The 24,929-nt window shown below is 37.1% G+C and carries 27 protein-coding genes; 4 read left to right on the top strand and 23 right to left on the bottom strand.

Going from position 1 to position 24,929, the window contains the following annotated elements:
* Positions 1-55: 55 nt before the first annotated feature.
* From dnaK to gpr, 8 genes are all read right to left on the bottom strand, one after another.
* Entirely contained in the window at positions 56-1,891 is a 1,836-nt protein-coding gene (gene dnaK / locus AC1M36_RS06545) for a chaperone protein DnaK (RefSeq protein WP_479845665.1), read from the bottom strand.
* A gap of 26 nt (positions 1,892-1,917) precedes the next feature.
* On the bottom strand, positions 1,918-2,487 hold the full coding sequence (grpE, locus tag AC1M36_RS06540) for a nucleotide exchange factor GrpE (protein ID WP_336450143.1): 570 nt from the start codon (positions 2,485-2,487) through the stop codon (positions 1,918-1,920).
* 110 nt (positions 2,488-2,597) lie between these two features.
* Entirely contained in the window at positions 2,598-3,629 is a 1,032-nt protein-coding gene (gene hrcA, locus AC1M36_RS06535) for a heat-inducible transcriptional repressor HrcA (RefSeq protein ID WP_336450144.1), read from the bottom strand.
* 133 nt (positions 3,630-3,762) lie between these two features.
* Complete coding sequence (hemW, locus tag AC1M36_RS06530) at positions 3,763-4,902, bottom strand: radical SAM family heme chaperone HemW (protein WP_336450145.1); 1,140 nt, start codon at positions 4,900-4,902, stop codon at positions 3,763-3,765.
* A gap of 51 nt (positions 4,903-4,953) precedes the next feature.
* Positions 4,954-5,328 carry a winged helix-turn-helix transcriptional regulator gene (locus AC1M36_RS06525; protein WP_336450146.1) on the bottom strand — a complete coding sequence of 125 codons (375 nt, stop codon included), beginning with the start codon at positions 5,326-5,328 and terminating at the stop codon, positions 4,954-4,956.
* A gap of 138 nt (positions 5,329-5,466) precedes the next feature.
* Complete coding sequence (gene lepA, locus AC1M36_RS06520) at positions 5,467-7,290, bottom strand: elongation factor 4 (protein WP_336450147.1); 1,824 nt, start codon at positions 7,288-7,290, stop codon at positions 5,467-5,469.
* A gap of 202 nt (positions 7,291-7,492) precedes the next feature.
* Positions 7,493-7,843: a DUF3679 domain-containing protein gene (locus tag AC1M36_RS06515; RefSeq protein ID WP_420792320.1), complete on the bottom strand. Its 351-nt coding sequence runs from the start codon at positions 7,841-7,843 to the stop codon at positions 7,493-7,495.
* 19 nt (positions 7,844-7,862) lie between these two features.
* Entirely contained in the window at positions 7,863-8,966 is a 1,104-nt protein-coding gene (gene gpr / locus AC1M36_RS06510) for a GPR endopeptidase (protein WP_336450148.1), read from the bottom strand.
* Positions 8,967-9,147: 181 nt separating this feature from the next.
* Here gpr and rpsT point away from each other — a divergent pair, with 181 nt between their 5' ends.
* On the top strand, positions 9,148-9,405 hold the full coding sequence (gene rpsT / locus AC1M36_RS06505; protein WP_001274011.1) for a 30S ribosomal protein S20: 258 nt from the start codon (positions 9,148-9,150) through the stop codon (positions 9,403-9,405).
* Positions 9,406-9,514: 109 nt separating this feature from the next.
* On the opposite strand, the gene holA is transcribed toward rpsT, so the two are convergent.
* The gene (gene holA, locus AC1M36_RS06500; protein WP_336450149.1) at positions 9,515-10,528 is read right to left on the bottom strand and encodes a DNA polymerase III subunit delta; all 1,014 of its coding nucleotides are present in this window, start codon (positions 10,526-10,528) and stop codon (positions 9,515-9,517) included.
* A 360-nt stretch (positions 10,529-10,888) separates the two neighbouring features.
* Between holA and AC1M36_RS06495 the strand changes: the two genes are divergently transcribed.
* The gene (locus tag AC1M36_RS06495; RefSeq protein ID WP_001001652.1) at positions 10,889-11,023 is read left to right on the top strand and encodes a YqzM family protein; all 135 of its coding nucleotides are present in this window, start codon (positions 10,889-10,891) and stop codon (positions 11,021-11,023) included.
* A 31-nt stretch (positions 11,024-11,054) separates the two neighbouring features.
* Here the strand turns inward: AC1M36_RS06495 and AC1M36_RS06490 are convergent, their stop codons facing one another.
* From AC1M36_RS06490 to AC1M36_RS06480, 3 genes are all read right to left on the bottom strand, one after another.
* Positions 11,055-13,379, bottom strand: a complete 2,325-nt coding sequence (locus tag AC1M36_RS06490; RefSeq protein WP_479845664.1) for a DNA internalization-related competence protein ComEC/Rec2 — start codon at positions 13,377-13,379, stop codon at positions 11,055-11,057.
* A gap of 29 nt (positions 13,380-13,408) precedes the next feature.
* A complete protein-coding gene (locus tag AC1M36_RS06485; RefSeq protein WP_336450151.1) occupies positions 13,409-13,966 on the bottom strand; it encodes a ComE operon protein 2 in 558 nt (185 codons plus the stop codon).
* Between the two features lie 61 nt (positions 13,967-14,027).
* Positions 14,028-14,624: a helix-hairpin-helix domain-containing protein gene (locus AC1M36_RS06480; protein WP_336450152.1), complete on the bottom strand. Its 597-nt coding sequence runs from the start codon at positions 14,622-14,624 to the stop codon at positions 14,028-14,030.
* Positions 14,625-14,706: 82 nt separating this feature from the next.
* On the opposite strand from AC1M36_RS06480, the gene comER reads away from it, so the two are divergent.
* Positions 14,707-15,534 (top strand): late competence protein ComER, encoded by an 828-nt coding sequence (gene comER / locus AC1M36_RS06475; RefSeq protein WP_336450153.1) that lies wholly within the window; start codon positions 14,707-14,709, stop codon positions 15,532-15,534.
* A gap of 173 nt (positions 15,535-15,707) precedes the next feature.
* Here the strand turns inward: comER and AC1M36_RS06470 are convergent, their stop codons facing one another.
* From AC1M36_RS06470 to AC1M36_RS06435, 8 genes are all read right to left on the bottom strand, one after another.
* A complete protein-coding gene (locus AC1M36_RS06470) occupies positions 15,708-16,457 on the bottom strand; it encodes a class I SAM-dependent DNA methyltransferase (RefSeq protein WP_479845663.1) in 750 nt (249 codons plus the stop codon).
* Positions 16,454-16,810 (bottom strand): ribosome silencing factor, encoded by a 357-nt coding sequence (rsfS, locus tag AC1M36_RS06465; protein ID WP_336450155.1) that lies wholly within the window; start codon positions 16,808-16,810, stop codon positions 16,454-16,456. Before rsfS ends, AC1M36_RS06470 begins: the two co-directional genes overlap by 4 nt.
* Entirely contained in the window at positions 16,807-17,376 is a 570-nt protein-coding gene (yqeK, locus tag AC1M36_RS06460; RefSeq protein ID WP_431613267.1) for a bis(5'-nucleosyl)-tetraphosphatase (symmetrical) YqeK, read from the bottom strand. The genes rsfS and yqeK overlap by 4 nt, the downstream gene beginning before the upstream one ends.
* Positions 17,366-17,935, bottom strand: coding sequence for a nicotinate-nucleotide adenylyltransferase (locus tag AC1M36_RS06455; RefSeq protein WP_479845662.1), 570 nt, complete (start codon positions 17,933-17,935; stop codon positions 17,366-17,368). The genes yqeK and AC1M36_RS06455 overlap by 11 nt, the downstream gene beginning before the upstream one ends.
* Before the next feature lie 169 nt (positions 17,936-18,104).
* Entirely contained in the window at positions 18,105-18,398 is a 294-nt protein-coding gene (gene yhbY, locus AC1M36_RS06450; protein ID WP_000955222.1) for a ribosome assembly RNA-binding protein YhbY, read from the bottom strand.
* A gap of 4 nt (positions 18,399-18,402) precedes the next feature.
* Complete coding sequence (gene aroE / locus AC1M36_RS06445) at positions 18,403-19,236, bottom strand: shikimate dehydrogenase (RefSeq protein WP_336450158.1); 834 nt, start codon at positions 19,234-19,236, stop codon at positions 18,403-18,405.
* A gap of 15 nt (positions 19,237-19,251) precedes the next feature.
* Entirely contained in the window at positions 19,252-20,358 is a 1,107-nt protein-coding gene (gene yqeH, locus AC1M36_RS06440) for a ribosome biogenesis GTPase YqeH (protein ID WP_336450159.1), read from the bottom strand.
* 3 nt (positions 20,359-20,361) lie between these two features.
* Complete coding sequence (locus tag AC1M36_RS06435; RefSeq protein ID WP_336450160.1) at positions 20,362-20,874, bottom strand: YqeG family HAD IIIA-type phosphatase; 513 nt, start codon at positions 20,872-20,874, stop codon at positions 20,362-20,364.
* A 243-nt stretch (positions 20,875-21,117) separates the two neighbouring features.
* Here AC1M36_RS06435 and sda point away from each other — a divergent pair, with 243 nt between their 5' ends.
* Entirely contained in the window at positions 21,118-21,273 is a 156-nt protein-coding gene (gene sda, locus AC1M36_RS06430; RefSeq protein WP_000850094.1) for a sporulation histidine kinase inhibitor Sda, read from the top strand.
* Positions 21,274-21,420: 147 nt separating this feature from the next.
* Here the strand turns inward: sda and AC1M36_RS06425 are convergent, their stop codons facing one another.
* The 3 genes from AC1M36_RS06425 to AC1M36_RS06415 form a co-directional block, all read right to left on the bottom strand.
* Entirely contained in the window at positions 21,421-22,218 is a 798-nt protein-coding gene (locus AC1M36_RS06425; protein ID WP_479845661.1) for a phosphatidylserine decarboxylase, read from the bottom strand.
* Positions 22,219-22,526: 308 nt separating this feature from the next.
* Positions 22,527-23,240, bottom strand: coding sequence for an RNA polymerase sporulation sigma factor SigK (gene sigK / locus AC1M36_RS06420; protein WP_026589857.1), 714 nt, complete (start codon positions 23,238-23,240; stop codon positions 22,527-22,529).
* Between the two features lie 138 nt (positions 23,241-23,378).
* On the bottom strand, positions 23,379-24,872 hold the full coding sequence (locus AC1M36_RS06415; RefSeq protein ID WP_431613264.1) for a YcdB/YcdC domain-containing protein: 1,494 nt from the start codon (positions 24,870-24,872) through the stop codon (positions 23,379-23,381).
* Between the last annotated feature and the right edge of the window lie 57 nt (positions 24,873-24,929).

The raw sequence follows: 24,929 nt of genomic DNA, 5'->3' as shown, positions 1-24,929 counted from the left end.
CAAAGCCAAGGCACGCTTGACTTTGACTTTTTGTCATCTTACTTATTTTACTTTATTACTTGTCTTCTTTTACCTCTTCAAACTCAGCATCAACTACATTGTCATTTTTTGCACCAGCGTTACCTTGTGCACCTTCTGCTTGCTGAGCGCCAGCAGCTGCTTGAGCTTGCTCATATAATTTTACAGTTAGTTGTTGTACGATTTCTTGAAGCGCATCTTTTTTCGCACGGATTTCATCAAGATCATTTTTCTCGATTGCCGCTTGTAATGCTTCTTTCGCTTCTGTTGCTTTCGCTACTTCAGCTGCATCTACTTTGCCTTCTAAATCTTTTACAACTTTATCTGTTTGGAATACAAGTTGATCAGCTTCATTACGAAGTTCAACTTCTTCTTTACGTTTTTGGTCAGCATCCGCATTTGCTTCTGCTTCTTTTACCATACGATCTACTTCTTCATCAGAAAGACCTGAAGATGATTGAATTGTAATTGCTTGTTCTTTGCTTGTTCCTAAGTCTTTCGCACGTACGTTAACAATACCGTTCGCATCAATATCGAATGTTACTTCGATTTGTGGAATACCACGTGGTGCTGGTGGAATATCCGTTAATTGGAAACGACCTAATGTTTTGTTGTCAGCTGACATTGGACGCTCACCCTGTAGTACATGAATGTCTACTGCAGGTTGATTATCAGCAGCTGTTGAGAATACTTGTGATTTACTTGTTGGAATCGTAGTGTTACGCTCGATTAATTTTGTGAATACGCCACCCATAGTTTCAATACCTAAAGAAAGTGGTGTTACATCTAATAATAGTACGCCTTCTACATCACCAGTAAGTACGCCGCCCTGAACTGCAGCACCTAATGCTACAACTTCATCAGGGTTTACACCTTTATATGGTTCTTTACCAGTTTCGCGTTTAATCGCTTCTTGTACAGCTGGAATACGAGTAGAACCACCAACAAGAATAACTTTATCTAACTCATTTGGAGATAGACCAGCGTCTTTTAATGCACGACGAGTTGGTTCTAATGTTCTTTCTACTAAGTTAGCTGAAAGCTCTTCGAATTTCGCTCTTGTTAAAGTTAATTCTAAATGTAATGGACCAGCAGCTCCAGCACTAATGAATGGTAATGAAATTTGTGTTTGCGTTACACCTGAAAGATCTTTTTTCGCTTTTTCAGCTGCATCTTTCAAACGTTGAAGTGCCATTTTGTCTTGGCTTAAGTCAATGTTGTTTTCTTTTTTGAATTCAGCTACTAAATGATCAATGATAACTTGGTCAAAGTCGTCACCACCAAGACGGTTGTCGCCAGCAGTTGAAATAACTTCAAATGTTCCGTCTGCTAACTCAAGGATAGATACATCAAATGTACCGCCACCTAAGTCATATACTAGAATTTTTTGCTCTTCGTCTTGCTTTTCTAAACCGTAAGCAAGCGCAGCTGCTGTTGGTTCGTTAATAATACGCTCAACTTCTAAACCAGCGATACGGCCAGCATCTTTTGTTGCTTGGCGTTCTGCATCGTTGAAGTATGCTGGCACTGTAATAACAGCTTTCGTTACTGTTTCACCTAAGTATGCTTCAGCAGAAGCTTTTAAGTTTTGTAAAATGATTGCAGAAATTTCTTGAGGTGTGTAGTTTTTACCTTCAACTTCTACTTTGTAGTCTGTACCCATATGACGTTTAACAGACATGATTGTATTTGGGTTTGTAATTGCTTGACGCTTCGCTACTTCCCCAACTTGACGTTCTTCATTTTTGAAAGCTACAACAGAAGGTGTTGTACGGTTTCCTTCTGGATTTGGAATAACCTTTGGTTCTCCACCTTCCATAACAGCTACACAAGAGTTTGTTGTACCTAAGTCAATACCGATAATTTTACTCATGGCGAAACCTCCTACATTTATGTAAATTATTGATTTACTTTTACCATTGATGGGCGAATCACACGATCTTTTAGTTTATAACCTTTTTGGAATTCTTCCACAATCGCGTTTGATTCAAATTCGCTGTCTTCTACTTGCATAACAGCTTGATGTTCATGCGGGTCAAACTGTTTACCAACAGCCTCAATCGCTTCAACACCTTCTTTAGTCAGCGCTTCTAGCAATTGACGATATACCATTTCCATCCCTTGTAATAAGGATTTCATTTGCTCATCACTTGCTTCCACTTGCATCGCTCTTTCAAAGTTATCAAGAGCTGGCAAAATATCTGACACAAGACTTTGTGATCTATATTTTTCAGCCGCTTGCTTATCCAATTGAACGCGGCGCTTATAGTTTTCAAAATCAGCTTGTAGACGTAGCTTTTGCCCTTCCGTTTCCGTCAGCTTCGCTTGCAATTCGTCTACTTTTTCTTGTAAAAGAGCCGCTTCACTTTTTTCTTCTACTGCAGTTTCTTCATTATTTTCTGCTGTAATAGTTTCTTCAGTTTGCGTTTCTTTCGTTTCTTCAACTACTTTTTCGTTACGCTCTTCCACAACTTTCACCTCCTTAAAAGGAACCAGGGCTCATGCTAAGCATGAGCATCCACGCATAGTTTTTATGTTACACACCAGCAATGATTCTGTTCATCACTCGAGTGAATTTATTATTTTGGTTTATACAATCCATGCAAACCATCTGTAAATTGTCTTGTAAACAATTGTAACAGACTGATCACACGAGAATATTGCATTCTCGTCGGACCTAAGATTGCAATTGTTCCAAGCTGCTCTTCTCCAATAGAATAGGTTGCAGAAATTAAACTACAATCTTCCATAGCTGTCGAAGAATTTTCACGACCGATTTTCACTTGAATGCCGACTTTTTTATTACGTAAAATATCGTAAAATGCGGCTTCATTATCGATCATTGTCAGCAAGGAGCGTACCTTTTGGATATCATGAAACTCCGGTTGCGAAAGCATATTCGCCTTCCCGCCAAAGTATATCTTTTCCGATAAAGGCACTTGAAATGTACCATCTAGTATTTTTATTGCACTATCATAATTATGGACGTAGCCGCGTAGAACTGTCACAATCTCTTTAAGAATTTTATTGTGTAATTCTGCCATCGGTACACCCGATAACTTTTCATTTAAAACATTAACCATCTTTTCTAAATCTGATAAATCAACAGATTCCGGAACGGTAATCGTTTTACTTTGTACATGCCCTGTATCCGTTACGATAATCGCGACTGCTGTTTGATGATCAAGCGGAACAATTTGTACATTTTTTAGCTTATTTGTACTCACTTTCGGCCCAAGAACTATCGCCGTATAATTTGTGAGTTCTGATAAAATTTGAGCTGATTGCTGGGCAACCTTTTCTGCCTCAAAAATTCTTTCAGCAAATAAATCCTTAATCTGTACAATCTCCTCATTGGGTAAATTCTGTGGTGCTAAAAGATGATCTACGTAAAATCGATATCCTTTTTCTGAAGGAACACGACCGGAGGAACTGTGCGTTTTTTCAATAAATCCTAGTTCCTCTAAATCAGCCATTTCATTTCGAATGGTCGCTGAACTAAACGTAATTTCGTCTTTCTTAGCTAACGTTCTTGACCCAACAGGCTGTGCTGATCCAATAAAGTCATCAATAATCGTTTGTAAAATTAAGAGCTGACGTTCCGTAAGCATCTCATCATCACCTCTGTTAGCACTCTTTATCTTCGAGTGCTAAATCTATTAATAACTTACCAAAATTGACATTCAATTGTCAACGGAAACGTCACGAAATAGTAAAACTTTTTCATGTACACGAAACATCTAGTTAATCAACTAAAAACGATTGAAACACTTCATTCCCTAATAACTTCCCTTGCCTTGTTAAACAAACATGACCATCTTTTTCCTCCAGTAATCCATGCTCTTTATTATGCAGCAACTGCCCTGCAAAGACTTCATCCATCTCCGTGCCAAATTTCTTTTGGAATTCTAACTTAGAAACTCCTTTTGTTTTTCGAAGCCCTAAAAATAACTCCTCTTCCATTCTTTCTTTTTTTGTTACCTCATGGACATCTAAATAAGGGAATCCTGTCTCATCGATTTTAGAAAAATACTGCTTAAGCGGGCCAACATTTTGAATTCGCTCACCATTTACATAACTATGAGCCCCAGCTCCAAAACCATAATATGTTTCATTATTCCAGTATGTGAGATTATGTCTACTTTCATAGCCTTCTTTTGAAAAATTACTAATTTCATACTGGTGGTAACCATGCTTTTTCATCTCATCCATTACCATTTCATACATCTTCGCCTCATGGTCTTCACCAGGAAGCCTTAATTTCCCTTTGTTCATTAGATTGTAAAAGACAGTTTTCGGTTCAACAATTAAAGAATACGCAGAAAAGTGCTGTACACCGAGTGTGAATGCGATATTTAACGTTTCTTTCACATCTTCTATCGTTTGTCCTGGTAATGCGTAAATTAAATCGACATTAATATTCGTAAAACCAACTTCCTGTGCCTCACGAATTGCTACAAACGCATCTTCTCTCGTATGCTTACGTCCAATTTTCTCTAGCAATTCATCGCGAAACGTTTGCACACCAAAGCTAATTCGGTTCACACCGCCCTCTAATAGCAAGTTCAACTTTTCTTTCGGCAAATCTCCAGGGTTCGCTTCAAACGTTAATTCACAGTTTGGAGCGAACGGACGCAAACGACGATTAATAATATCAAGCAGTTTTTTTGTCTGCTCCATATTTAACGCCGTTGGTGTCCCGCCCCCGACAAAAATCGTTTTCATATTTTCAAATGGTACCTTTTGAACCGTATTTATTATCTCTTTCTCTAGATACTCCAAATATCGATCAACTGGCTGACGCTCAATAAAAACTTTATTAAAATCACAATAGTGACAAATATGCTGACAAAACGGAATATGAATATATGCAGCTTGCATCAAACTTCACTCCTACCTTTCTAAAAAGAAAACCTCCGCATTTCGGAGGCTCCTTTACTTCTCTAACCCTTTACGAATTTGCTTCATTCGCATTTTCCCCCAATCATACATCATTTCGACGATCGGTAAAAGCGTCATGCCTAAATCAGTCATAAAATATTCTACGCGTGGAGGCACTTCTGGATATACTGTCCTACCAATAATTCCATCTTCCATTAATTCTTTTAGTTGATTTGACAAAACTTTATGAGAAATGTTTGGAAATAGTCGTTGCAACTCACTAAAGCGATGCGGCCCTTCTACACCTAAATGCCATAAAATAACAACTTTCCATTTTCCACTAATAATAGAAAGAGTTAATTCCTTTTCACAATTAAAATTACCTTTTTGTATCTTTTCTTGAATATCTTTTCGAATATTTTCAGACATCATTCGTCTCCTAACTCTATATCAATCTCCACTTTTTTGTACGAAAAAGTATCCTAACTATTGTAAAGGAGAGACGTAAAGATGTCTAAAAAAGTATGCTGATACAAAAAAGAAGCCGCATAAACGGCTCCTTTTTCATTAATTATCGTCCATTTTCAATACAGCCATGAACGCTTCTTGTGGTACCTCTACAGAACCAACAGATTTCATACGCTTCTTACCTTCTTTTTGTTTTTCAAGAAGTTTACGTTTACGAGAAATGTCACCACCGTAACATTTTGCAAGTACGTTTTTACGCATCGCTTTAATTGTAGAACGCGCTACAACTTTGTTCCCAATTGTCGCTTGAATCGGTACTTCAAACTGTTGTCTTGGAATTAATTCTTTTAATTTTTCTACAATTACTTTACCACGGTCATACGCTGAATCACGGTGTACGATAAATGATAAAGCATCAACTTGTTCAGAATTTAAAAGAATATCCATCTTCACAAGTTTAGACGGCTTATAACCGATTAACTCATAATCAAAGGATGCATAGCCTTTCGTATTTGATTTCAATTGATCAAAGAAGTCATATACGATTTCAGAAAGCGGGATTTCATATGTTAACGTAACACGTGTCTCATCTAAATATTGCATATCGATAAACGCACCGCGTTTCCCTTGGCAAATTTCCATTACAGCCCCAACATAATCATTTGGAACCATAATTGCCGCTTTTACAAACGGCTCTTCTACACGATCAATAGACTGCGGATCCGGCATGTTAGATGGGTTATCTACAACAACTTCTTCCCCGTTTGTTAAATATACTTTATAAATTACACTTGGTGCTGTTGTAATTAAATCAATTTTAAATTCACGTTCAATACGTTCTTGAATGATTTCCATATGAAGTAATCCTAAGAATCCACAACGGAAGCCAAATCCTAACGCTTGAGATGTTTCTGGTTCAAACTCAAGAGCAGAATCATTCAATTCAAGTTTTTCTAATGCATCACGTAAATCGTTATAACGCGCGGAATCAATTGGGTATAAACCACAGAACACCATTGGATTTAATTTACGATAACCTGGTAATGGTTCTGTTGCTGGACGTTTCGCATGTGTGATTGTATCACCGACACGTGTGTCTCCCACATTTTTAATAGATGCTGCTAAGAATCCTACATCGCCTACTGTCAATTCTTTACGCTGTGTTGTTTTCGGTGTGAATACACCTACTTCTGTTACTTCGAACTCTTTACCAGTTGCCATCATACGTACTTTATCGCCAACTTTTACCGTACCGTTTACAACACGGATATATGCGATTACACCACGGTACGGGTCATATAAAGAGTCAAAAATCATACATTGAAGTGGCTCTTCCGGGTCACCTTCTGGAGCTGGTACTTTTTCAACGATTTGTTCTAAAATGTCTTCGATACCAATGCCAGCTTTTGCAGAAGCAAGTACAGCTTCTGATGCATCTAAACCGATTACATCTTCTACTTCTTGACGAACACGCTCCGGATCAGCACTTGGCAAGTCAATTTTATTAATAACCGGTAAAATCTCTAAATTATTATCAAGTGCTAAATATACGTTCGCTAACGTCTGCGCTTCAATACCTTGCGCTGCATCGACAACAAGAATTGCACCTTCACAAGCCGCTAAACTACGAGACACTTCGTACGTAAAATCGACGTGTCCTGGTGTGTCAATTAAGTGAAGAATATATTCTTCACCATCTTTTGCTTTATACGTTAATTGAACTGCATTTAATTTAATTGTAATACCACGCTCTCGCTCTAAATCCATAGAGTCAAGTAATTGAGCTTTCATTTCGCGCTGTGTTAACGCATTTGTTTTCTCCAAAATACGGTCTGCCAACGTTGACTTTCCGTGATCAATATGAGCAATGATGGAGAAGTTACGAATTTTGGACTGTCTTTTTGCTCTTTCTTCTTTATTCATCTATGTTCTCAACTCCTAATAGTCTCGCCAATATACACTAGCACTGATTATATCAATAGAGCAGCAAAGATTCAATGAAAACTCGTGCTGCTTATAGGACAAATCTTCCTCTCTTTATCTTATGCGAGCAGAGCAAACGAGACAAACCTTTTTATAACAAAAAAATGGCTGCCTTACAAAATGATAAGACAACCTCTTTTTATTATCCCAATTGATGAAAAATATCTTTTATTTTCCCAATTACTATATCTGTACTAAACTTAGCGAGACCTCGAGTAAATTCCGCGATCCCCATTCCCAGTCCTTCTACAGCATTAAAACTTCTGAGACTTTCTAACTGCTTTTGTTTTTCACATGCCGAAAATGTGCCTCCTAAAATTTCCGGATCAACATTCCCACTCCCAGTTCCTGTCATCTGGGCAATTTGTTCATACGTTGGCTGCCGATAACCTTTCATGCTTTTTAAGCCATGATTAGCGATTCCAATTCCGATTAGCAGCAAAAAAAGAAACAGAACAACACAGCTCATACACTGAAGCATAAATCGACTCAAATCAGGCCGTCCCTTCTCATCAATGTGTATAGGCACCTGTATTATCTTGATCAATTTGATGATGAAGCGCTGCATTTAAACCACTTGCTATCACATTTGCCATGTCTTCAATAAATGCATCTACTTCTTTCGGTGTCACCATTAAATTATGTCCAAGAGGAGCTAACACTTCATATATTAATTTTCGCTTTTCTTCATCTTCCAATGTACCTACTGCCCCTAAAAACATATTACGGCTTTTTTCATCTGGCATATCTTCCTCTGTTAATTTCTTCTTTTCTCCAAATGTAAAGCCAGCTGGTAATAAAGAGCGAGACGGTTTATCACCTTCTCTCATTTCACGACCAAAATGTTTTAAAATAAAATCAATCGTATCACTCGTAATGGAAACAGCATCTACAACCGTCGGAACACCAATCGCAATCACAGGAATTCCGAGCGTCTCTTTACTTAGTTCTTTTCGTTTATTTCCTACACCTGATCCAGGATGAATTCCCGTATCTGAAATCTGTATCGTACTATTTACTCGTTCAATAGACCTAGCAGCAAGTGCATCAATTGCAATCACAAAGTCCGGTTTTGTCTTTTCAATGATGCCATAAATGACATCGCTCGTTTCAATCCCTGTAATTCCCATGACACCTGGACGGATCGCACTAACAGGACGATACCCATCTTCTACACTTTCAGGCTGTAATTTAAAAAGGTGGCGTGTCACAAGCACATTTTCTACAACGATTGGACCAAGCGCATCTGGTGTTACATTCCAATTCCCTAACCCAACGATTAAACAGCTCGCCTCTTTAGATATCCCAATTTCTTCTAATAAATACGAAAATTCTTTTGCAAAAATACGCTCTACCTTTTGCTGTAATTCCGTATCTTGCTGACGAATCCCTTGCACTTCAAGCGTTAAATAATTCCCTGGTTTTTTACCCATTGCTTCAGAAGCGCTCTCATCGATGATCACTTTCGTAATCGTAATCCCTTCTTCTTCACGTTCTTTTACAATAACACCTTGGACTCCCGTTTGTTCTTGCTGACGTTCTTGCAACATTTGATGAGCTTCTACTGCAAGGTCTGTTCTCACACTATATTTACTTAAATCTAATGGTTCTTTCATCCTATCTCCTCCGTAATTCATAGTAAATATAGTTAGATTCCCCAAAATTATTTAAGGCCATTCTTTCCTTTACATGAAATTTCATTGATCTCGCTATTGCAATTCTCTTCTCTGTTTGATAGAATATCACTTGTTCTATGTAAGTATCGAGTCACTCGATCGCACCAGGGAGGTGAAAAGTATGGCAAACATCAAATCTGCTATCAAACGCGCTAAACTTAGCGAAGAGCGTCGTGCACATAACGCTTCTATCAAGTCTGACATGCGTTCAGCTGTTAAAACTGTAGAAGCTTTAGTTACTAATAACGATCTTGAAAATGCTAAAGAAGCTTTCAAAACTGCTTCTAAAAAACTTGACAAAGCAGCTCGTAAAGGTCTTATCCACCAAAACGCTGCAGCTCGTCAAAAATCTCGCTTAGCGAAACAAGTAAACGCGTAAGGCGTTTAAAAAACGATCCATTTGGATCGTTTTTTATATACAAAAAAATTCACGCAACAAATGGCATGAACTTTTTTGTATTTTATTCAGCTAGAGCTTCCGCTTTTATTTATCCAATATGATTTAAACGCATTAAGAAAAACTCTAAGACAAGTTTCTTATCCATTTTCCCCGTTTTCATACTATAGTCAGCTTCAGCTAACTCTAAAATAACTTTTTTCAATTCTTCAAACGAGAAAAATTTCGTTTGATTCATCGCCAATTTTACCCGGTATGGATGAACACCAATATGCGAAGCAATTTGATTCTGCACATACCCACGTTGCTGCAGTTCTTTTACTTGGTTGAGCAAACGAAATTGACTCACTAATAACGCCAACAATTTAATTGGTTCCTCTTGCTGCGTAAATAGCCCATCTAAAATTTTCATAGCTCCAGCAATATCCTTTTTTACTACCTTTTCTGTTAACGCAAACACATTTTGTTCAACTGATTTTGGCACAAGTTCTGCCACAAGCTCTGTTGTAACTTCTCCACCCACACCAACATAAAGGGTCAACTTATCCATTTCCTTGGCTAACATCGTCACATTGCTTCCTACAAGCTCTAACAGCAAGCTAACCGCTGTTTCTTCAATATGTACATGTACTTCATCCGCACGAGCCACAATCCATTTACGAACGTCCTGTACTTGCATCGCATTAGCTTCTACTACATCTGCTGTTTTCTTTAATAATTTTGTGATTTTTTTTCGCTCATCTAATTTTTCATAAGAAGCTACAAATACAACAATTGAAAATGGAGAAGGCTCTGCAATATACTCCTCTAAAATCTTTATATTTTGTTCTAATTTTTCTTTTTGTGATGTCAAGAACAGTGGCGATTTAATTAATAAGATTTTACGTTCTCCAAAGAATGGAAGCGTTCGTGCATCTTCTATTACATCTTCCAAATACGCTTCTTCTAAGTCATACGTTACAACATTAAACTCACGATCTTCCTCAGCTAACGCTTCCGTTGTTATAAGCTTTATTGTTTCATTTATAAAATAAGCTTCCGTTCCATATATTAAATAAAATGGTGCAAACTGTTTCTTTTTAATCTTCTTATGTATCTCACTCATACTTTTTCCTACTCCCTAACTTGGCAATATATCTCTATACTAATGTGCTATCTTTTGTTTTACAAGTACAAAGGAACAGGCTTAAATAACCCGTCCCTTTATCTATATAAAACGCCACGCAATAAGTCCCGGGATTCTTATTGGTGTGCGGTAACCACCTTACCGATATTATTCACTACTACTGGATAAGTATAATTGTTAACTGTTAACATGCTTGGAAATCAAATTTCTACCTTCTACTTGCATAAGATTTAACACCTGTTTCTACAAATATATCCTCTATTTATCTTCATATGGAAATTGTAGATTTTTTTCTGACAATATCTTATACTAAAATGGAATGTTGGGGAGGGATTCTAAATGAATGAATTTGAGCAAAACGTTCAAAGTAAACGCAATGACGCTATTGATTCAGGGGTAGGTTTTATCGTCTCATTTGGTTTTTTCGCAACACTTTTCATTATTGCAACAATTATTAAATTTATTGGTTCTTAAAGGCTGCTGCTTGCGGCCTTCCTTTTTCACTTCACCTTTTCTGTGCTTCATCATATGTCAGTTTACTTCGAAACGTTCCCCTTTCGCCTTCAAAAACATAGAAAACTCCTCCTTGTTTATCCGTTCGCCATATTTCAATATCAAGCTCTAACAAACGCTCTAGCACTTGTTGGTGCGGATGCCCATATCGATTACGCTCTCCAGCTGAAATAATGGCCTTTTGGGGCTGAATAAGGTGTAAGAAGGCAGCTGAAGACGATGTCTTACTACCATGATGCCCAACCTTTAAAATATCTGCTCGTAACTCTGGATATTGCTTTATGATTCGCTGTTCGCCTTTTTCTTCTAAATCTCCAGTAAACAGCCAGGTAAATCCACCTAACTTTGCCCATAATACAATAGATGAATCGTTATCCCTATTCTCCTCTCCCTTTGGTGATAGCACTGTAAATAATGCTTCATCTACTTGCCATCTATCCCCTTCTTCCACGATGTTTACCCTTATATTTTTTTGTTTTGCAATTTGTCTCAATTCTTTTTCGAGCACAGTATCTTCTCGTTTCTTTCCAAATACAATTTCCTCTACAACAATGGTAGATAACAATTCTTTAGCCGCTCCCATATGATCTGCATCACCATGCGTCACAATTAACTTATCAATTTTCCGAATACCTTCTTTTTGTAAAAACGAAATGAGAATATCGTGCCCGACAGAAAACTCATGTTTTTTCTTCTGCCATACTTCCTTTTTTACAGAGATTGTCCCCCCTGTATCAATGAGATAAATTCCCTTGTCATACGGAAGACGAATCAAGATTGCATCCCCTTGTCCAACATCAATAAAAGTCACACTTCCGCTGGCACGGAAATAAGGTGAAATATAATGACTAATACATATAAAGAGGAAAAATCCAGCAGCTATGGACAAAATACATTTTTTGATCGTTTTTTCCCACACAACAAATATACCTATAATACTAAAACTATATAAAACAACAAGGAATACAGGTGTTTGTCCAAAAGTAAGGCGAAGAAATGGGAGGTTTTCACAATACTGAAGAATCTCATTAGAAAACATTAAACATACTGATAATCCATGCGCCAATCCTATCGATACTAAAGGAACAAATAACATAAAAAGAAAAATAGCGATGCTACATGGTAGCACAATAAAAGATAGAAACGGGACATATATAAGATTGAGGAAGATGCTATATGGAGAAAAATAACCGAAGTGATATAACAAAATAGGAATACTAGCAAGTTGTGAAATAACAGAAAGATAGATTGTATTTTGAATGAGACCATTGTCACGATGCAAAAGACGATTTGCCGATAACAAAAGCGCAAAACTACCAACAAAAGAAAATTGAAATCCTATATCGAAGACCATATAAGGATCATATACCAGCATCAATATAGCCGTCATACTAAGCACATCTACACTTGAAATACGAATAGAATGCATGAGTGCTAGCAATACCATAACACCTGTTACAGAAGCCCTTATGACAGATGGAGACGCTCCTGCTAAAAACATATAAAGTGGAATACAAACAACAAGACATATTGTCGTCATTTCCCTTGTTATTCCGATTCGAAGTAAAATAAAATAGCCAATTGCCATTAATAATACAATATGGGATCCAGAAATCGCTAATAGGTGGATAAGGCCCAATTGTTGGTATCGTTCTTCTACTTCAAATGCCATTAGTTGCCGATCACCAAACAACAATGCATTCATAAATGCCCCAGATTGTCCGGGAAACATTTCTACGACTTTCGACACCGCATTTTGGCGCAATAAAAAGACCCACTGTATAAACGTTAAAGAATTTTGCGTACAATTTGAAATCTCTTTCGCTTCAAATAAAAAATGAATCTTTTGCTTATGTAAATAGTCACGATAGTCAAAACCATGAAAATTCCGTGCTTCTGATGGCACTTTCATTTCTCCTTGAAATCCACAGGTCATACCAGCATGTAATTTCCGCAACTGTTCTTTTTGCTCAGCTGATTGAATTTTGTACATTAATTGCAATGTATCTTGATTAGAGACTTTTATTTGAAAAGAGAGTCGATCACCATTTATAAGAGGTGTAGTTTGAATCACACCTTCTGTCATTTCAAAGTTTAATTCTTTTGAAGGCTGATTTTTCCATTCAACATATGATGTATAGATGTAGCTACTAGCACATGTTACGATACAAAAAACGAGGACTTGATGTGAAGTACGATATATACAAAATAAAATATAACAACCAAATACACTAACAGACACCAACTGAAACGAGGAACAGGCGATTGCAATCCCCATAACAAACGAGATCGCAATATAGCCCCATTGACCACGCAACTTATACTCACCCCTTGTAGCAGATGCACTTATAGCATCTCTTTTGCTTTAGCGAATACTTGTTGTAATTCATTCATTGTTACATCATCTTTTTCTAAAGATGAAAACAGTTCTTTTAATTGTAAATTACGCTCTTGTTGCTCTAACGATGTAATACCATATTCAAGCGGAACATGTTTCACTGTTACATTTGCTTGCTCAAATAATTCTACAGCGTACGGGTGATTTTTATAATCTTGTGCGTAATAAACAGCTGTAATACCACTTTGAATAATGGCTTTACAACATTGCAGGCAAGGAAAGTGCGTAACATAAATCTCTGCATCCTCTGTTTTCGCACCAAATTTTGCACATTGCAACAATGCATTCATTTCAGCATGAATTGTGCGAACACAATGATTATCAATGACGTAACATCCATCGTCTATACAATGAACACCACCTTTGATTGAACCGTTGTATCCACCTGCGATAATTCGCTTATCACGGACAATCGTCGCTCCTACTGCAAGTCTCGTACACGTGCTACGCAGTGATAATAAATGACTTTGCGTCATAAAGTATTGATCCCAAGAAATTCGTTCCATATCTTCACCTACTTTTTCATCTACTTGTAGTGTAGCGAAAGAAGAAAAAGTTCGTCAATCCTTACGGAATAATTATTTTATCTTTTATTTTTTCAAGCGACTTCTCTCCAATACCATCTACTTCCAATAAATCTTCCATTTTTTGAAATGGTCCATGTTCTTCTCGATATTTCATAATATTTTCTGCTTTTCGAGGTCCAATTCCTGTTATTTTTTCGAGTTGTTCTTTTGGTGCAACATTAATTTGAATTTTCCCCTCCTGCCCTGAAGGTAGATTAGCTCCCTGCACTTGCTCTCCTTTTTTCGGGACATACAGAAGCATTTGGTCTTGCATGAGCTGCGCTAAGTTCACTTTTTCTATAGCAGCTTCGGGCAAAAAGCCACCCGCTTTTTCAATCCCATCTTTTACGCGTGCGCCCATCCCCATCTCATATACACCCTCACGATGCACAGCTCCTTTTACATCAATCACTATTGTTTTTTTCTGTTCTTTTGATTCTGTTACTTTTAATTTACTTTTGTTCTCTTCACTCTTCACATTTGGATTCACTTTCACAGTCGGTTGCTCACCTTGCTGCTTTGTCTGCCACATAAAGAAGATAAATACAACTCCAATAGCCCCTAATAAAGCGAGCCACTTCTTTTGAAAATTCTGCATGATTTTAATACCTCCAATTCATAAATTCACAACATAGTTCATATTGTTTAGGAGAAAGATGTTACGAAGGAGGGATGAAACATTGAACATAGGAATTATAGGGACAGGAAACATGGGGAAGATACTAATCAATGCATTTTTAGAAACCCGTGCTGTCAAACCTTCGTGCCTTACTATTATTAATCGTACGCCCGCCAAAGCATATCATATAAAAGAGAAGTATCCTTCTGTTCATATAGCAAAGACAGTGCAAGAGGTAATTGGACGCTCTCAGCTTATTTTCATTTGCGTTAAGCCTTTAGACATCTATCCAATTTTAAAGAAGCATGCTGCTCACTTTACTGATGAAAAATGTTTAATTTCTATTACAAGTCCCATATCAGCAAATCAATTAGAAAAGGTTGTATCTTGCAACGTCGCACGTATTATTCCAAGTATCACAAACCGAGCATTCTCTGGTGCCTCACTATTCACATTCGGAAAAAACTGTTCGAGAGAATGGGAACAAAAGTTACTTCGTTTGTTTAAAAATATTTCTACACCCATTGTGATCGGGGAAGATATTACAAGAGTCTCATCTGATATCGCAAGCTGTGGCCCTGCATTCTTTAGCTACTTGCTGCAACGTTTCATTGACGCTGCTGTAGCTAAAACAAATATTACTCATGAGGAAGCAACTACTTTAGCAAGTGAAATGATTATCGGAATGGGGAAATTACTAGAAAAAGAAATTTTCACATTACCAACTCTACAAGAGAAAGTATGTGTTAAAGGCGGTGTTACAGGAGAAGGCATTCGGATTTTAGAGGATCACGTTGGAGATATGTTCCATAAATTATTCGAGCAGACACATGAAAAATACGATGAAGATTTAGAAGGCGTAGAGCAGCAATTTGATAAGCACACATAAACAATACGCCACAATGATACAAAATCCTCTTAAAACTTCTTATCTTTTTCTCATCCGATTTTTTATCAAACTTTATTTTTTGTATTTTATAGATACTACTTTTCTACTTTTCTATCAATAAAACATTGTATTCTAAACAAAACAAAAGCAACCTAATCGGTTGCTTTTGTTTTTTAGCCATTCTTTTTCGCCATAAAAAAGATACGCTCCGTTTGTTCAGTGACTTCCATTCGTTCAAAATCGCCCGTTACACGCAGCACTGTAAAACCAGTTTCTTCAAGCCATTTTGTTATGAATTCAACTGAATAGGCACGTTGCACGTGACATTCATCAAAACGATGGTATACACCTTCCTCTGGATCCTGTACAAAGAATGACAAATCATGTTCTACACTATTTGACTCTTCGCCAGGGAAGCAGTTCCAAATAAGAGCTATCTCTTCTCCATTGACTGTGTACGTTTCATTTTGAAATACATGATGAATTTTGTATAAAGAATGTACATCAAATAAGAATAGACCATCTTGACGCAAATGGTGGAATACTCGTCTGAATGTCTCTTGTATTCCTTCTTCTTCCAATACATAATTCAATGAATCACAAAAGATTGTCACACAATCAAATTCACCTGGAACATCCAGGTCTCTCATGTCTTGTTGGTAAAAAGGAATAAAATACCCTTCTCCTCCAAGTTTTTGCTGGGCGACTGTTAGCATTTCCTCCGAAAGATCGACACCAATTATGTCATAACCTTTTCGTACAAGTGGAAGTGTTACATTCCCAGTCCCGCATGCTACATCAAGAATTTTCGCCTCTTTCAAGCCTGCCTGTTGCAGGCTTTCCTCAGTGAATTCTACCCATTTATCATATGGGACATCATTCATGAGTTCATCATACAACAATGCGAATTGCTCATATCTCATTGGCTTAACTCTTCTGTAATATCTTCACGTGGCACATCGCCCCATAGACGCTCTAAATTATAATGATCACGCTCATCTTTATGGAATACATGCGCAACCACATCACCAAGGTCCACTAGAACCCAACGCGCTTCATCGAAACCTTCCATACGTTGTACGTCGATTTGGAACTCATGTGCCTTCGCTTTAATTTCACGCGCAATTGCTTGTACTTGTTTATCAGAGTTCCCGTGACAAATAATGAAATAATCTGCAATTGGTGAAATCCCCTGCATATTTAGTACAACCATATCTTCTGCTCTTTTATCATCAGCTGCTTTTGCTGCTAACACTAATAAATCTCTATCTTTCATTCAGTAACTTCCTCCTTCAGGACTGCATTGTATGTTTGAAATGTTAACGGATAGATCGTTTGATCCTTTTCCATTAAAAATTGAATCGTACGTTTTAATGCAAACAATAAAGCTTTATTTATATCTTCCTTTGCTAATTTCCGCGCTTCTTCCACACCTGGGAATTTACGGCCAGGTTCAATATAATCGGCTACATAAATAACTTTATCAAGCATTGTCATCTTTTCATGACCACTTGTATGATATGTAATAGCTTGCAGAATTTCAGTGTCAGTAATACCGACTTCTTTTTCTACTAAGTATGCCCCAACTGGCGCATGCCATAACTCTTTGTTGTAGTGAAGTAAATCTTTCGGCAGCTCTTCCTGCTTAATAATGTCTTCCATTTCTTGAATCGGTCTACATTTTGCATAATCATGAAATATAGCAGCCGTTTCTGCTTTTTTTTCATCCACGCCATATAGCTTAGCAAGTTCAATTGCCGTTTCCATTACACCAATTGTATGTATATAACGTTTTTCATGCATTTGTTGTTTTACAATCTCAAGTGCTTTCTCACGATTCATACAACCCATTCCTCTCGATATATACCTGTACTTGTTCTGGAAGCAAATATTTGCACGTTTTCTTCTCCTTATGTCTCTTTCGTAGTAAGGAGGATGAAACAGCAAATTCCGGAATCTCTACCGTGACGATTTCATAAGGCGTATTTAGTGTGTACCCCGGCCTTGCAACTCCAACAAAAGTTACAAGCTGAAGTAATTTCTCAATGTTATACCATTTTGGTAAATACTCCACCATATCTCCACCAATAATAAAATAAAACTGCACGTCCGGATGCTTCTTTGTCAATTGTAACATAGTGTCATATGTATAGGATGGACCTTCTCTTTTTAGCTCTTCTAAACAAACCGAGAAATACTCCTCTTGCCCAATTGCTAATTCTAACATGTCTAATCGATTTTCCACACTTGTAATATTGCGATCCTGTTTATGAGGTGGAATTTGATTCGGCAAAAACCATATTTCATCAAGCGCAAGTGCATCATACACCTCATTTGCGATCAACAAATGTCCATAATGAGGCGGATCAAATGTGCCGCCAATGATTCCGATCTTTTTCAAATGAAACGCCCCCTCTAATTTACAAGCAGTAATCTTTCCGAAATAATATGAGAGAGATTACTGCCAGTAAAAGTTCAATTGGTCTAAACCCTATTAGCAAAAACAAATCCCGAACATAGCGAGCATAAACTATGGAAACGACCTACGTCACTCTAAGCACAGTAAATTACTATTGTGGAAGTTTGATTTGTTTATTTTCTCTTGATTCTTTATATAAAACAATTGTGCTTCCAATTACTTGGACGATTTCTGCTCTCGCACCTTTAGCCAGTTCTTCTGCAACTTCGCGGCGGTCGAATTCACAGTTTTGTAATACGCTCACTTTAAATAACTCACGAGCTTCTAATGCATCTGCAATTTGTTTTACCATATTTTCATTCACGCCGCCTTTTCCAACTTGAAAAATCGGTGTTAAGTGATGTGCTTTTGCACGTAAAAATCTTTTTTGTTTTCCTGTTAACATATAGTTAGCCTCCAAGCTTTCTCATTACTAGTTGTTTCATTCTTTCGATATTTGGCATACATCCTGTCCACATTTCAAATGCAAGTGCTCCTTGATAAACAAACATATCGATTCCATTTTGCACGATGGCCCCTTTCGCTTTCGCATCTTGCAAAAGCTTTGTCTCAAATGGATTATAAATAATATCCGAAACAATCGTTCCTTGTTTCAAAGTTCGAATTTGCAACGGTGTATGTTGGACATGCGGATGCATTCCTATCGTTGTCGTATGAATGATAATATCATAATTTCCTTGTTCTTCAGTTGCTTGCTCTAACGAAAGAGCATGCGATGTAATCTTCTCTTGACATCCTGCGATAAGCTGAGTTGCCTTTTCCACAGTTCGATTTGCAATATCAATTTCTTTTACTCCGGCGTCTGCAAGCGAAAAGTAGATAGCGCGGCACGCTCCGCCTGCACCGAGTAATAAAATACGTTTCTGATAAAGTGGTTCTTTACTAATTGATTGTAAGGAACGAACATACCCAATTCCATCCGTATTATAACCAATTAGTTTTCCATCTCTATGAACGACCGTATTCACAGCACCAATTTGCTTCGCTAACGGATCAATTTCATCTAAGTATTTCATAATTGAAACTTTGTGCGGAGTTGTAACATTAAACCCTGAAACTCCTAATGCTTTTAAACCCGTCACCGCTTCCCCTAATGTGTCCTCTTCTACAAGAAACGCATGATAATGAGCATCTATATTTAAGTTCTTAAATGCATCGTTATGCATGAGCGGTGACAATGAATGTCCTATTGGATTCCCGATTACACCATATAATTGTTTCATAAATCCCTCTCCATATTAAATTAAAGATTTACGTAATGAAACACTAACTCCTTTTGGTACATGAGCAATAATCTTCGCTCCTGGCTCGTTCACCGTAACCCAGCCCAGTCCAGAGAATACAACATCTGTTTTTGCTTCACGAATGTTAAATTCATATTTCACAAACTCAGGCATATTTTCTCGTTCTTCTGGAGTTGGTGGATTTAATAATTCCCCAACATGTTTTTCATATAATTCATCAGCTTTTTCAAGCTTTGTACGATGAATTGTTAGGCGATTTGAGAAATGACAAGTGAACGCACGACGCCCACCACTCACATAATCAAAACGTGCTAATCCACCGAAGAATAATGTTTGTTCTTCGTTTAATTGGAATACCATCGGCTTGATCTCTTTCGTAGGTGTAATAAGCTTTAAGCTTTGCTTCCCAACGTAATGTGCCATTTGATGGTGATTAATAATTCCTGGTGTATCATATAAAGAAGATGTTTCATCTAATGGAATATCAATTAAATCAAGTGTTGTTCCTGGGAAATGAGATGTTGTAATCACATTCTCAGTTTCTTCACTAAATTCTTTAATCATACGATTAATAAATGTAGATTTACCAACGTTCGTACATCCTACAACATATACATCCTTACCACCGCGATACTGTTCAATTGCCTCCGCAAGTTCACGAATACCTTGTCCCTTTGCTGCACTAATTAAAAAGACATCTTCTGGTTTTAAACCAAGTTGCTTCGCACTATAGCGCATCCAATGTTTCACTTTATCGTGTTTTACCGACTTCGGAATTAAATCCGCTTTATTTCCAACAAGCAATACTTTATTGTTCCCTACAAAACGATGTAAACCTGGTAACCAGCTACCATTGAAATCAAAAATATCTACAATTTTGACAACAAGCGCATCTGATTGCCCAATTCCATTTAGAATACGAAGGAAATCATCGTCTGTTAAAGACACATCTTGAATTTCATTATAATGTTTCAAGCGAAAACATCGCTGACAAATTACTTGTTCTTTCTCTAAAGATGAAGTTGGTGCATATCCGACTTCATTTTTATTTTCTGTTTGAATCTCTACACCGCAACCAATACATTTAATTGTTTCAGTCAAACTTTATTCCTCCCAGTTAATTAAACCTTTTTTCTTCATATTTCTCATAATTCTTCGCTCAATCTTTCGATTAAAGCGTGTTACTAATCCATCTGTTTGAGCCACTGGTACGACTAAAATGGTATATAGGCCAACGCGATTTCCGCCCAGTACATCTGTTAACAATTGGTCTCCAATAACAACTACTTCATCAGCTGCTAAATTCATTTCTTGTATCGCACGCTTAAAAGCACGAACAAATGGCTTACGTGCGCTATGGATAAACGGAATGCCCAGTGGATCTGCAAAATCCTTTACACGTTGCTCATTATTATTCGAAACAACCGTTACTTGAATGCCTTGCTCTTTCATTTTTAAAAACCATTGCTCTAGCTTAGGTGTTGCATTCGGACGATCCCATTCAATTAAAGTATTATCTAAGTCAGTAATAATCCCTTTAATCCCGCGTTTTTTTAAATCTTCTGGTTGAACATGATATACGTTTTTCACGTATTCATTTGGTAAAAACAATTTCAATCTCTTTCACCTCTTTGAGGAGTTTTCATAAAATTTTTCGACAACATTTTTCGATAGCCCACTTGTGGATAACATTGTGCACATTTTCCACATTAATACTTCAGTTAATTCTCAATTTATTAACAATTAACACACATTTTATCCACGGCTATATGTGGATAACCAGCCGTTTGTGACTATCATATTTTTTTGATACAGTAGATGCAACAAAGAACCTATCCTTTTTATCGGAGGTGACTCACCTTGAAAACGAAACATATGGAACAGTTATCTACTGAGTTACTCACTGAGTCTTATTATAAAGCAAAAGAACTAAAATTAAATCCTGACTTCATTTTACTTATAAAGCAAGAAATTATCCGGCGATCGTTAGAGGACAAGCTTGTCAAATCGTCTTGAGTATATAGATTGCTGCTTCACCTGTAAAAAGAGCCATCCTCAAGATGGCTCCTTAAATAAAATGAAGCTTTCCTCCATAGGAACTTTTCACCTAGCACATAAGCTCATCTAACTTCTTAGTCCTCTCACAATTTTGCGATAAAATTTTTACTGTCCGCTACCATTAGATAAGCGAGTTGCAATTTTTTCACCAAGGCGAAGTTCTTGACCACTCATTAACGTTGGAACAACTTCAACCATTCCTTTTTCAAACAGTAAAACGACTGTTGAACCAAAAGTAAAGTATGCCATTTCTTCACCTTTTTGAACAGCATTTCTTTCATGAAGTAACTCAATACTATTTACAAACATAGCTCCTACTTTTACAAGTGCCATATGTTGTCCTTCACTATCAACCTCTGTGATAGAACGATAATTCTTTGACAGCGGCTCTTTTCCATATTTCATCCCTGCTGCATTTACTGGGTATGATTTTCTTCCAAGTACAAATCGTTCTGTTACAGTACCTGAGAGAGGGCTATGAATACGATGATAATGGCTTGGACTTAAATAAATAACCATATATGTACCGCCAGCATAACGCTTTGCTCGCTCTTCATTACCTAGCATATCCACAATCGAATAGCGCTTGCCTTTAATATGAAATATTTTCGTTTCTTCAATAGGGCCATAATCAGCGAATACCCCGTCAACTGGACTAACAATACTTGATGCCGCTGCATCTATTTCTCGTTTTCCTTCTTTCAATTTACGTGTAAATAATTCATGCAGCGTCTTGTACTCCTTTAAATCCTTTTCCATCTCATCCTGATTCAGTTGAAACACTTTAGCATAAGATGAAATAATAATAGAACTTAAGCGAGACTGTGCAAATTCACGTAATATATAAGAAGTAAAACGCCCGTTTGTAAGTTCGATCATGAGTCGATATAATGTACGTCGCAAACCGCGAAACCTCCTAATAATTCTTAATCTAACAATTAAGTTTAGCTTTCCCTTCTTTTCTTTCTGTATCATACAGTAAAATTCTTGAAAATGATTTTTATGTTCAATTATTACAAAGCAAATCCACTATGTAAGAAAGAATAGGTACTATTTCATCCTTAAATTCGCTAGCACCTTCTAATATTACAGATAGAACTCCGCATTTTCAACAGTGAACGGTATATTTCTTCTTATAGTTTCTTGTTTTATTCGCTTTTCGTCAAACAAAAAAAACGGCTGCACTCGAACTGCAGCCGTATCACGCACCTTTATGCTTTTCCCTTCTTTTCCTTCTCCGCCCTAACAAATTCATGAAACATTTTCATCAGTGCCCGCTTCTCAATCCGTGACACGTAACTTCTTGAAATCCCTAACGCTTTCGCAATTTCTCGTTGCGTTTTTTCCTTATCAAGACCAAGTCCGAATCTTTTTACAATCACTTCTTTCTCTCGTTCATCTAAAATATCGATATACTCCTTGATCTTTTCTAATTCCATGCTGAGCTGGATCATATCGATTACATCTTCAGATTCAGATTTTAAAATATCGATAAGTGATATTTCATTCCCTTCTTTGTCCTGTCCGATCGGATCATGAAGTGAAACATCTTTTTTTGTTTTCTTCAGTACACGCAAATGCATTAAAATTTCATTTTCAATACAACGAGCCGCATATGTCGCTAGCTTCGTCCCTTTCCCCGCTGAATAACTCTCAATTGCTTTAATGAGCCCAATCGTTCCAATGGAAATTAAATCTTCCGCATCTTCACCTGTGTTTTCAAATTTCTTAACAATATGAGCCACAAGCCGTAAATTATGTTCAATTAAAAGATTTCTCGCGTGAGCATCACCTTGCTCCATTAACTCTAAGTATTTTTTTTCATCATCTGATGACAATGGCTGTGGAAACGCATTATTTTTAACATAAGAAACAAATATAAACACTTCACGAATCATGTATCCAATTGCGGCGAATAGACTCAACTCCTTCACCTCCGCCAAAATAGTGGTCTTTACTATATGTATGTGGGCGGATGGTTGTTTGTGTCTGTACCCATTTAAGAATAGAAACGCATAAAAAAATTCTTGTGGCATAACCACAAGAATTCCTTAACACTTGTCCTATTTACTCCAAATTACTTCTCCTGTATGCGCATCGATATAGCGAATTTCTCGTCTCATAAAATGATCAATATGATACGTTTCACTGTTCTCAGTTGTCGTTTGTTTATAAATTAAGTCATATTTCGGTATATCTGTATCGTTATTTTCATGCCACTGTAATTCAACACGAAGGGCATTTCTATATGTTGCTAATACTTCTTCTTTACTTATCTTTGCAATTGTTTCATAAGTGCGTAACTCTTCTACTACACTCTGAGATATCCCGCTATACATTATAACATGCCCTGTCGCTGTATCTATGTTAATCATAACCAATGAACAATCAACTGGAATACCATTTACATACACATCAAAGCAGAACCTACCTGGGCTTTCCTCTTCCTCATAGTTATCCCAAAGACGAAGATACGCTGCCACATTGGGAATGACTTGTTCTAAAAATTGGAGTGCTTTCTCTAAACATTGTTCTCGTGACAATATTGCTTTTTCATCTCTCCCAAAGGCCAGATTAAAATAATGAAGCAATGTACCTGACTCCTTATCAATTCCAATTACCACTGGATTCTCATACCGTAACATAGGGGAATGTTTTTTATAAAAATCATCCATTAAGTAAGTTTGATTCTCTTCCTGTTCACCTTCTAATTCTTCTCGTGGAACAAATTTCATTCGTATTTCATTTTCACATTCATCTTCAGATATTTTTACAAACTGGTTCTCATCCAAAGTAAGTAAACGAAAAATATCTGTTTCTTGCTTACCATTACTTTCAGATACACTTACCGCTACTGTAGGTGGTGATTGATAATGTTCTGGCCCATGTAAATCTTTCCCTGTACATGCATCAATAAACGCTACACTCGGATCTGGCTCATAGACAAGACGGTATCCACTTGCTTCTTTCCCACTATCATATTCGTATAAACTAGGCAGCAATTCCACAAATATAAGTCTCATCTTCTGCCTACCTTTTAACACTTCCAAAACAATTTTTTCATCTACAATTGACTCCGGCCATACTGGTTTTTCTTTCAATCCATGATAATGCTGAAATGCTATAACATTGCCTGTTGGATGAACGCGGACAACACACTCTGTATTCGGCAATGGATATCCATTTACTTCTTGTAAATAATGGACCGCTGGCACCCCGCACCAATCTCGCACATACACGTATGTATAATTCGCGTATTCCTTTGGGATATGTTTCCTTACAAACAAATGAGCAATTTCTTTCGCCTTTTCTTCACTTATTCCTTCATCCTGAACTTGGAAATAATCCTCATCATCGATATCTAATTCAATTAGTTCGCCTGTATGTCTATTTAAGGAAATCCGTATATTCTTCTCTGCATCATCTTGATGTTCCCAAAATAATACATGGAATGGATCATCTACTGTCTTTTGATCATCTATAACAAGATGATACTCATCTGGAATTCCAATAATATGTGCGACTTGTTTCTTTCTCTCTTCATTTTTTGAATTCATCCTATCCCCCCTTTTCCAGTTTTCTCCATCATAACATCTTTCTCAAAAAGATTGCTT

It is taken from the genome of Bacillus sp. Medicinal_06 (genome assembly GCF_056711665.1).
This window is presented reverse-complemented; position numbering and strand designations above follow the sequence as displayed.

Coding starts and splice junctions, on each gene's coding strand:
- yhbY (WP_000955222.1), bottom strand. CDS start 18,398: ATGTTAACAGGAAAACAAAAAAGATTTTTACGTGCAAAAGCACATCAC.
- gpr (WP_336450148.1), bottom strand. CDS start 8,966: ATGAAAGAACCATTAGATTTAAGTAAATATAGTGTGAGAACAGACCTT.
- AC1M36_RS06470 (WP_479845663.1), bottom strand. CDS start 16,457: ATGAGATATGAGCAATTCGCATTGTTGTATGATGAACTCATGAATGAT.
- AC1M36_RS06480 (WP_336450152.1), bottom strand. CDS start 14,624: ATGCAGAATTTTCAAAAGAAGTGGCTCGCTTTATTAGGGGCTATTGGA.
- rsfS (WP_336450155.1), bottom strand. CDS start 16,810: ATGAAAGATAGAGATTTATTAGTGTTAGCAGCAAAAGCAGCTGATGAT.
- AC1M36_RS06415 (WP_431613264.1), bottom strand. CDS start 24,872: ATGAATTCAAAAAATGAAGAGAGAAAGAAACAAGTCGCACATATTATT.
- dnaK (WP_479845665.1), bottom strand. CDS start 1,891: ATGAGTAAAATTATCGGTATTGACTTAGGTACAACAAACTCTTGTGTA.
- AC1M36_RS06485 (WP_336450151.1), bottom strand. CDS start 13,966: ATGGAACGAATTTCTTGGGATCAATACTTTATGACGCAAAGTCATTTA.
- rpsT (WP_001274011.1), top strand. CDS start 9,148: ATGGCAAACATCAAATCTGCTATCAAACGCGCTAAACTTAGCGAAGAG.
- lepA (WP_336450147.1), bottom strand. CDS start 7,290: ATGAATAAAGAAGAAAGAGCAAAAAGACAGTCCAAAATTCGTAACTTC.
- yqeK (WP_431613267.1), bottom strand. CDS start 17,376: ATGAATCGTGAGAAAGCACTTGAGATTGTAAAACAACAAATGCATGAA.
- AC1M36_RS06525 (WP_336450146.1), bottom strand. CDS start 5,328: ATGTCTGAAAATATTCGAAAAGATATTCAAGAAAAGATACAAAAAGGT.
- aroE (WP_336450158.1), bottom strand. CDS start 19,236: ATGAAACAATTATATGGTGTAATCGGGAATCCAATAGGACATTCATTG.
- hrcA (WP_336450144.1), bottom strand. CDS start 3,629: ATGCTTACGGAACGTCAGCTCTTAATTTTACAAACGATTATTGATGAC.
- AC1M36_RS06495 (WP_001001652.1), top strand. CDS start 10,889: ATGAATGAATTTGAGCAAAACGTTCAAAGTAAACGCAATGACGCTATT.
- holA (WP_336450149.1), bottom strand. CDS start 10,528: ATGAGTGAGATACATAAGAAGATTAAAAAGAAACAGTTTGCACCATTT.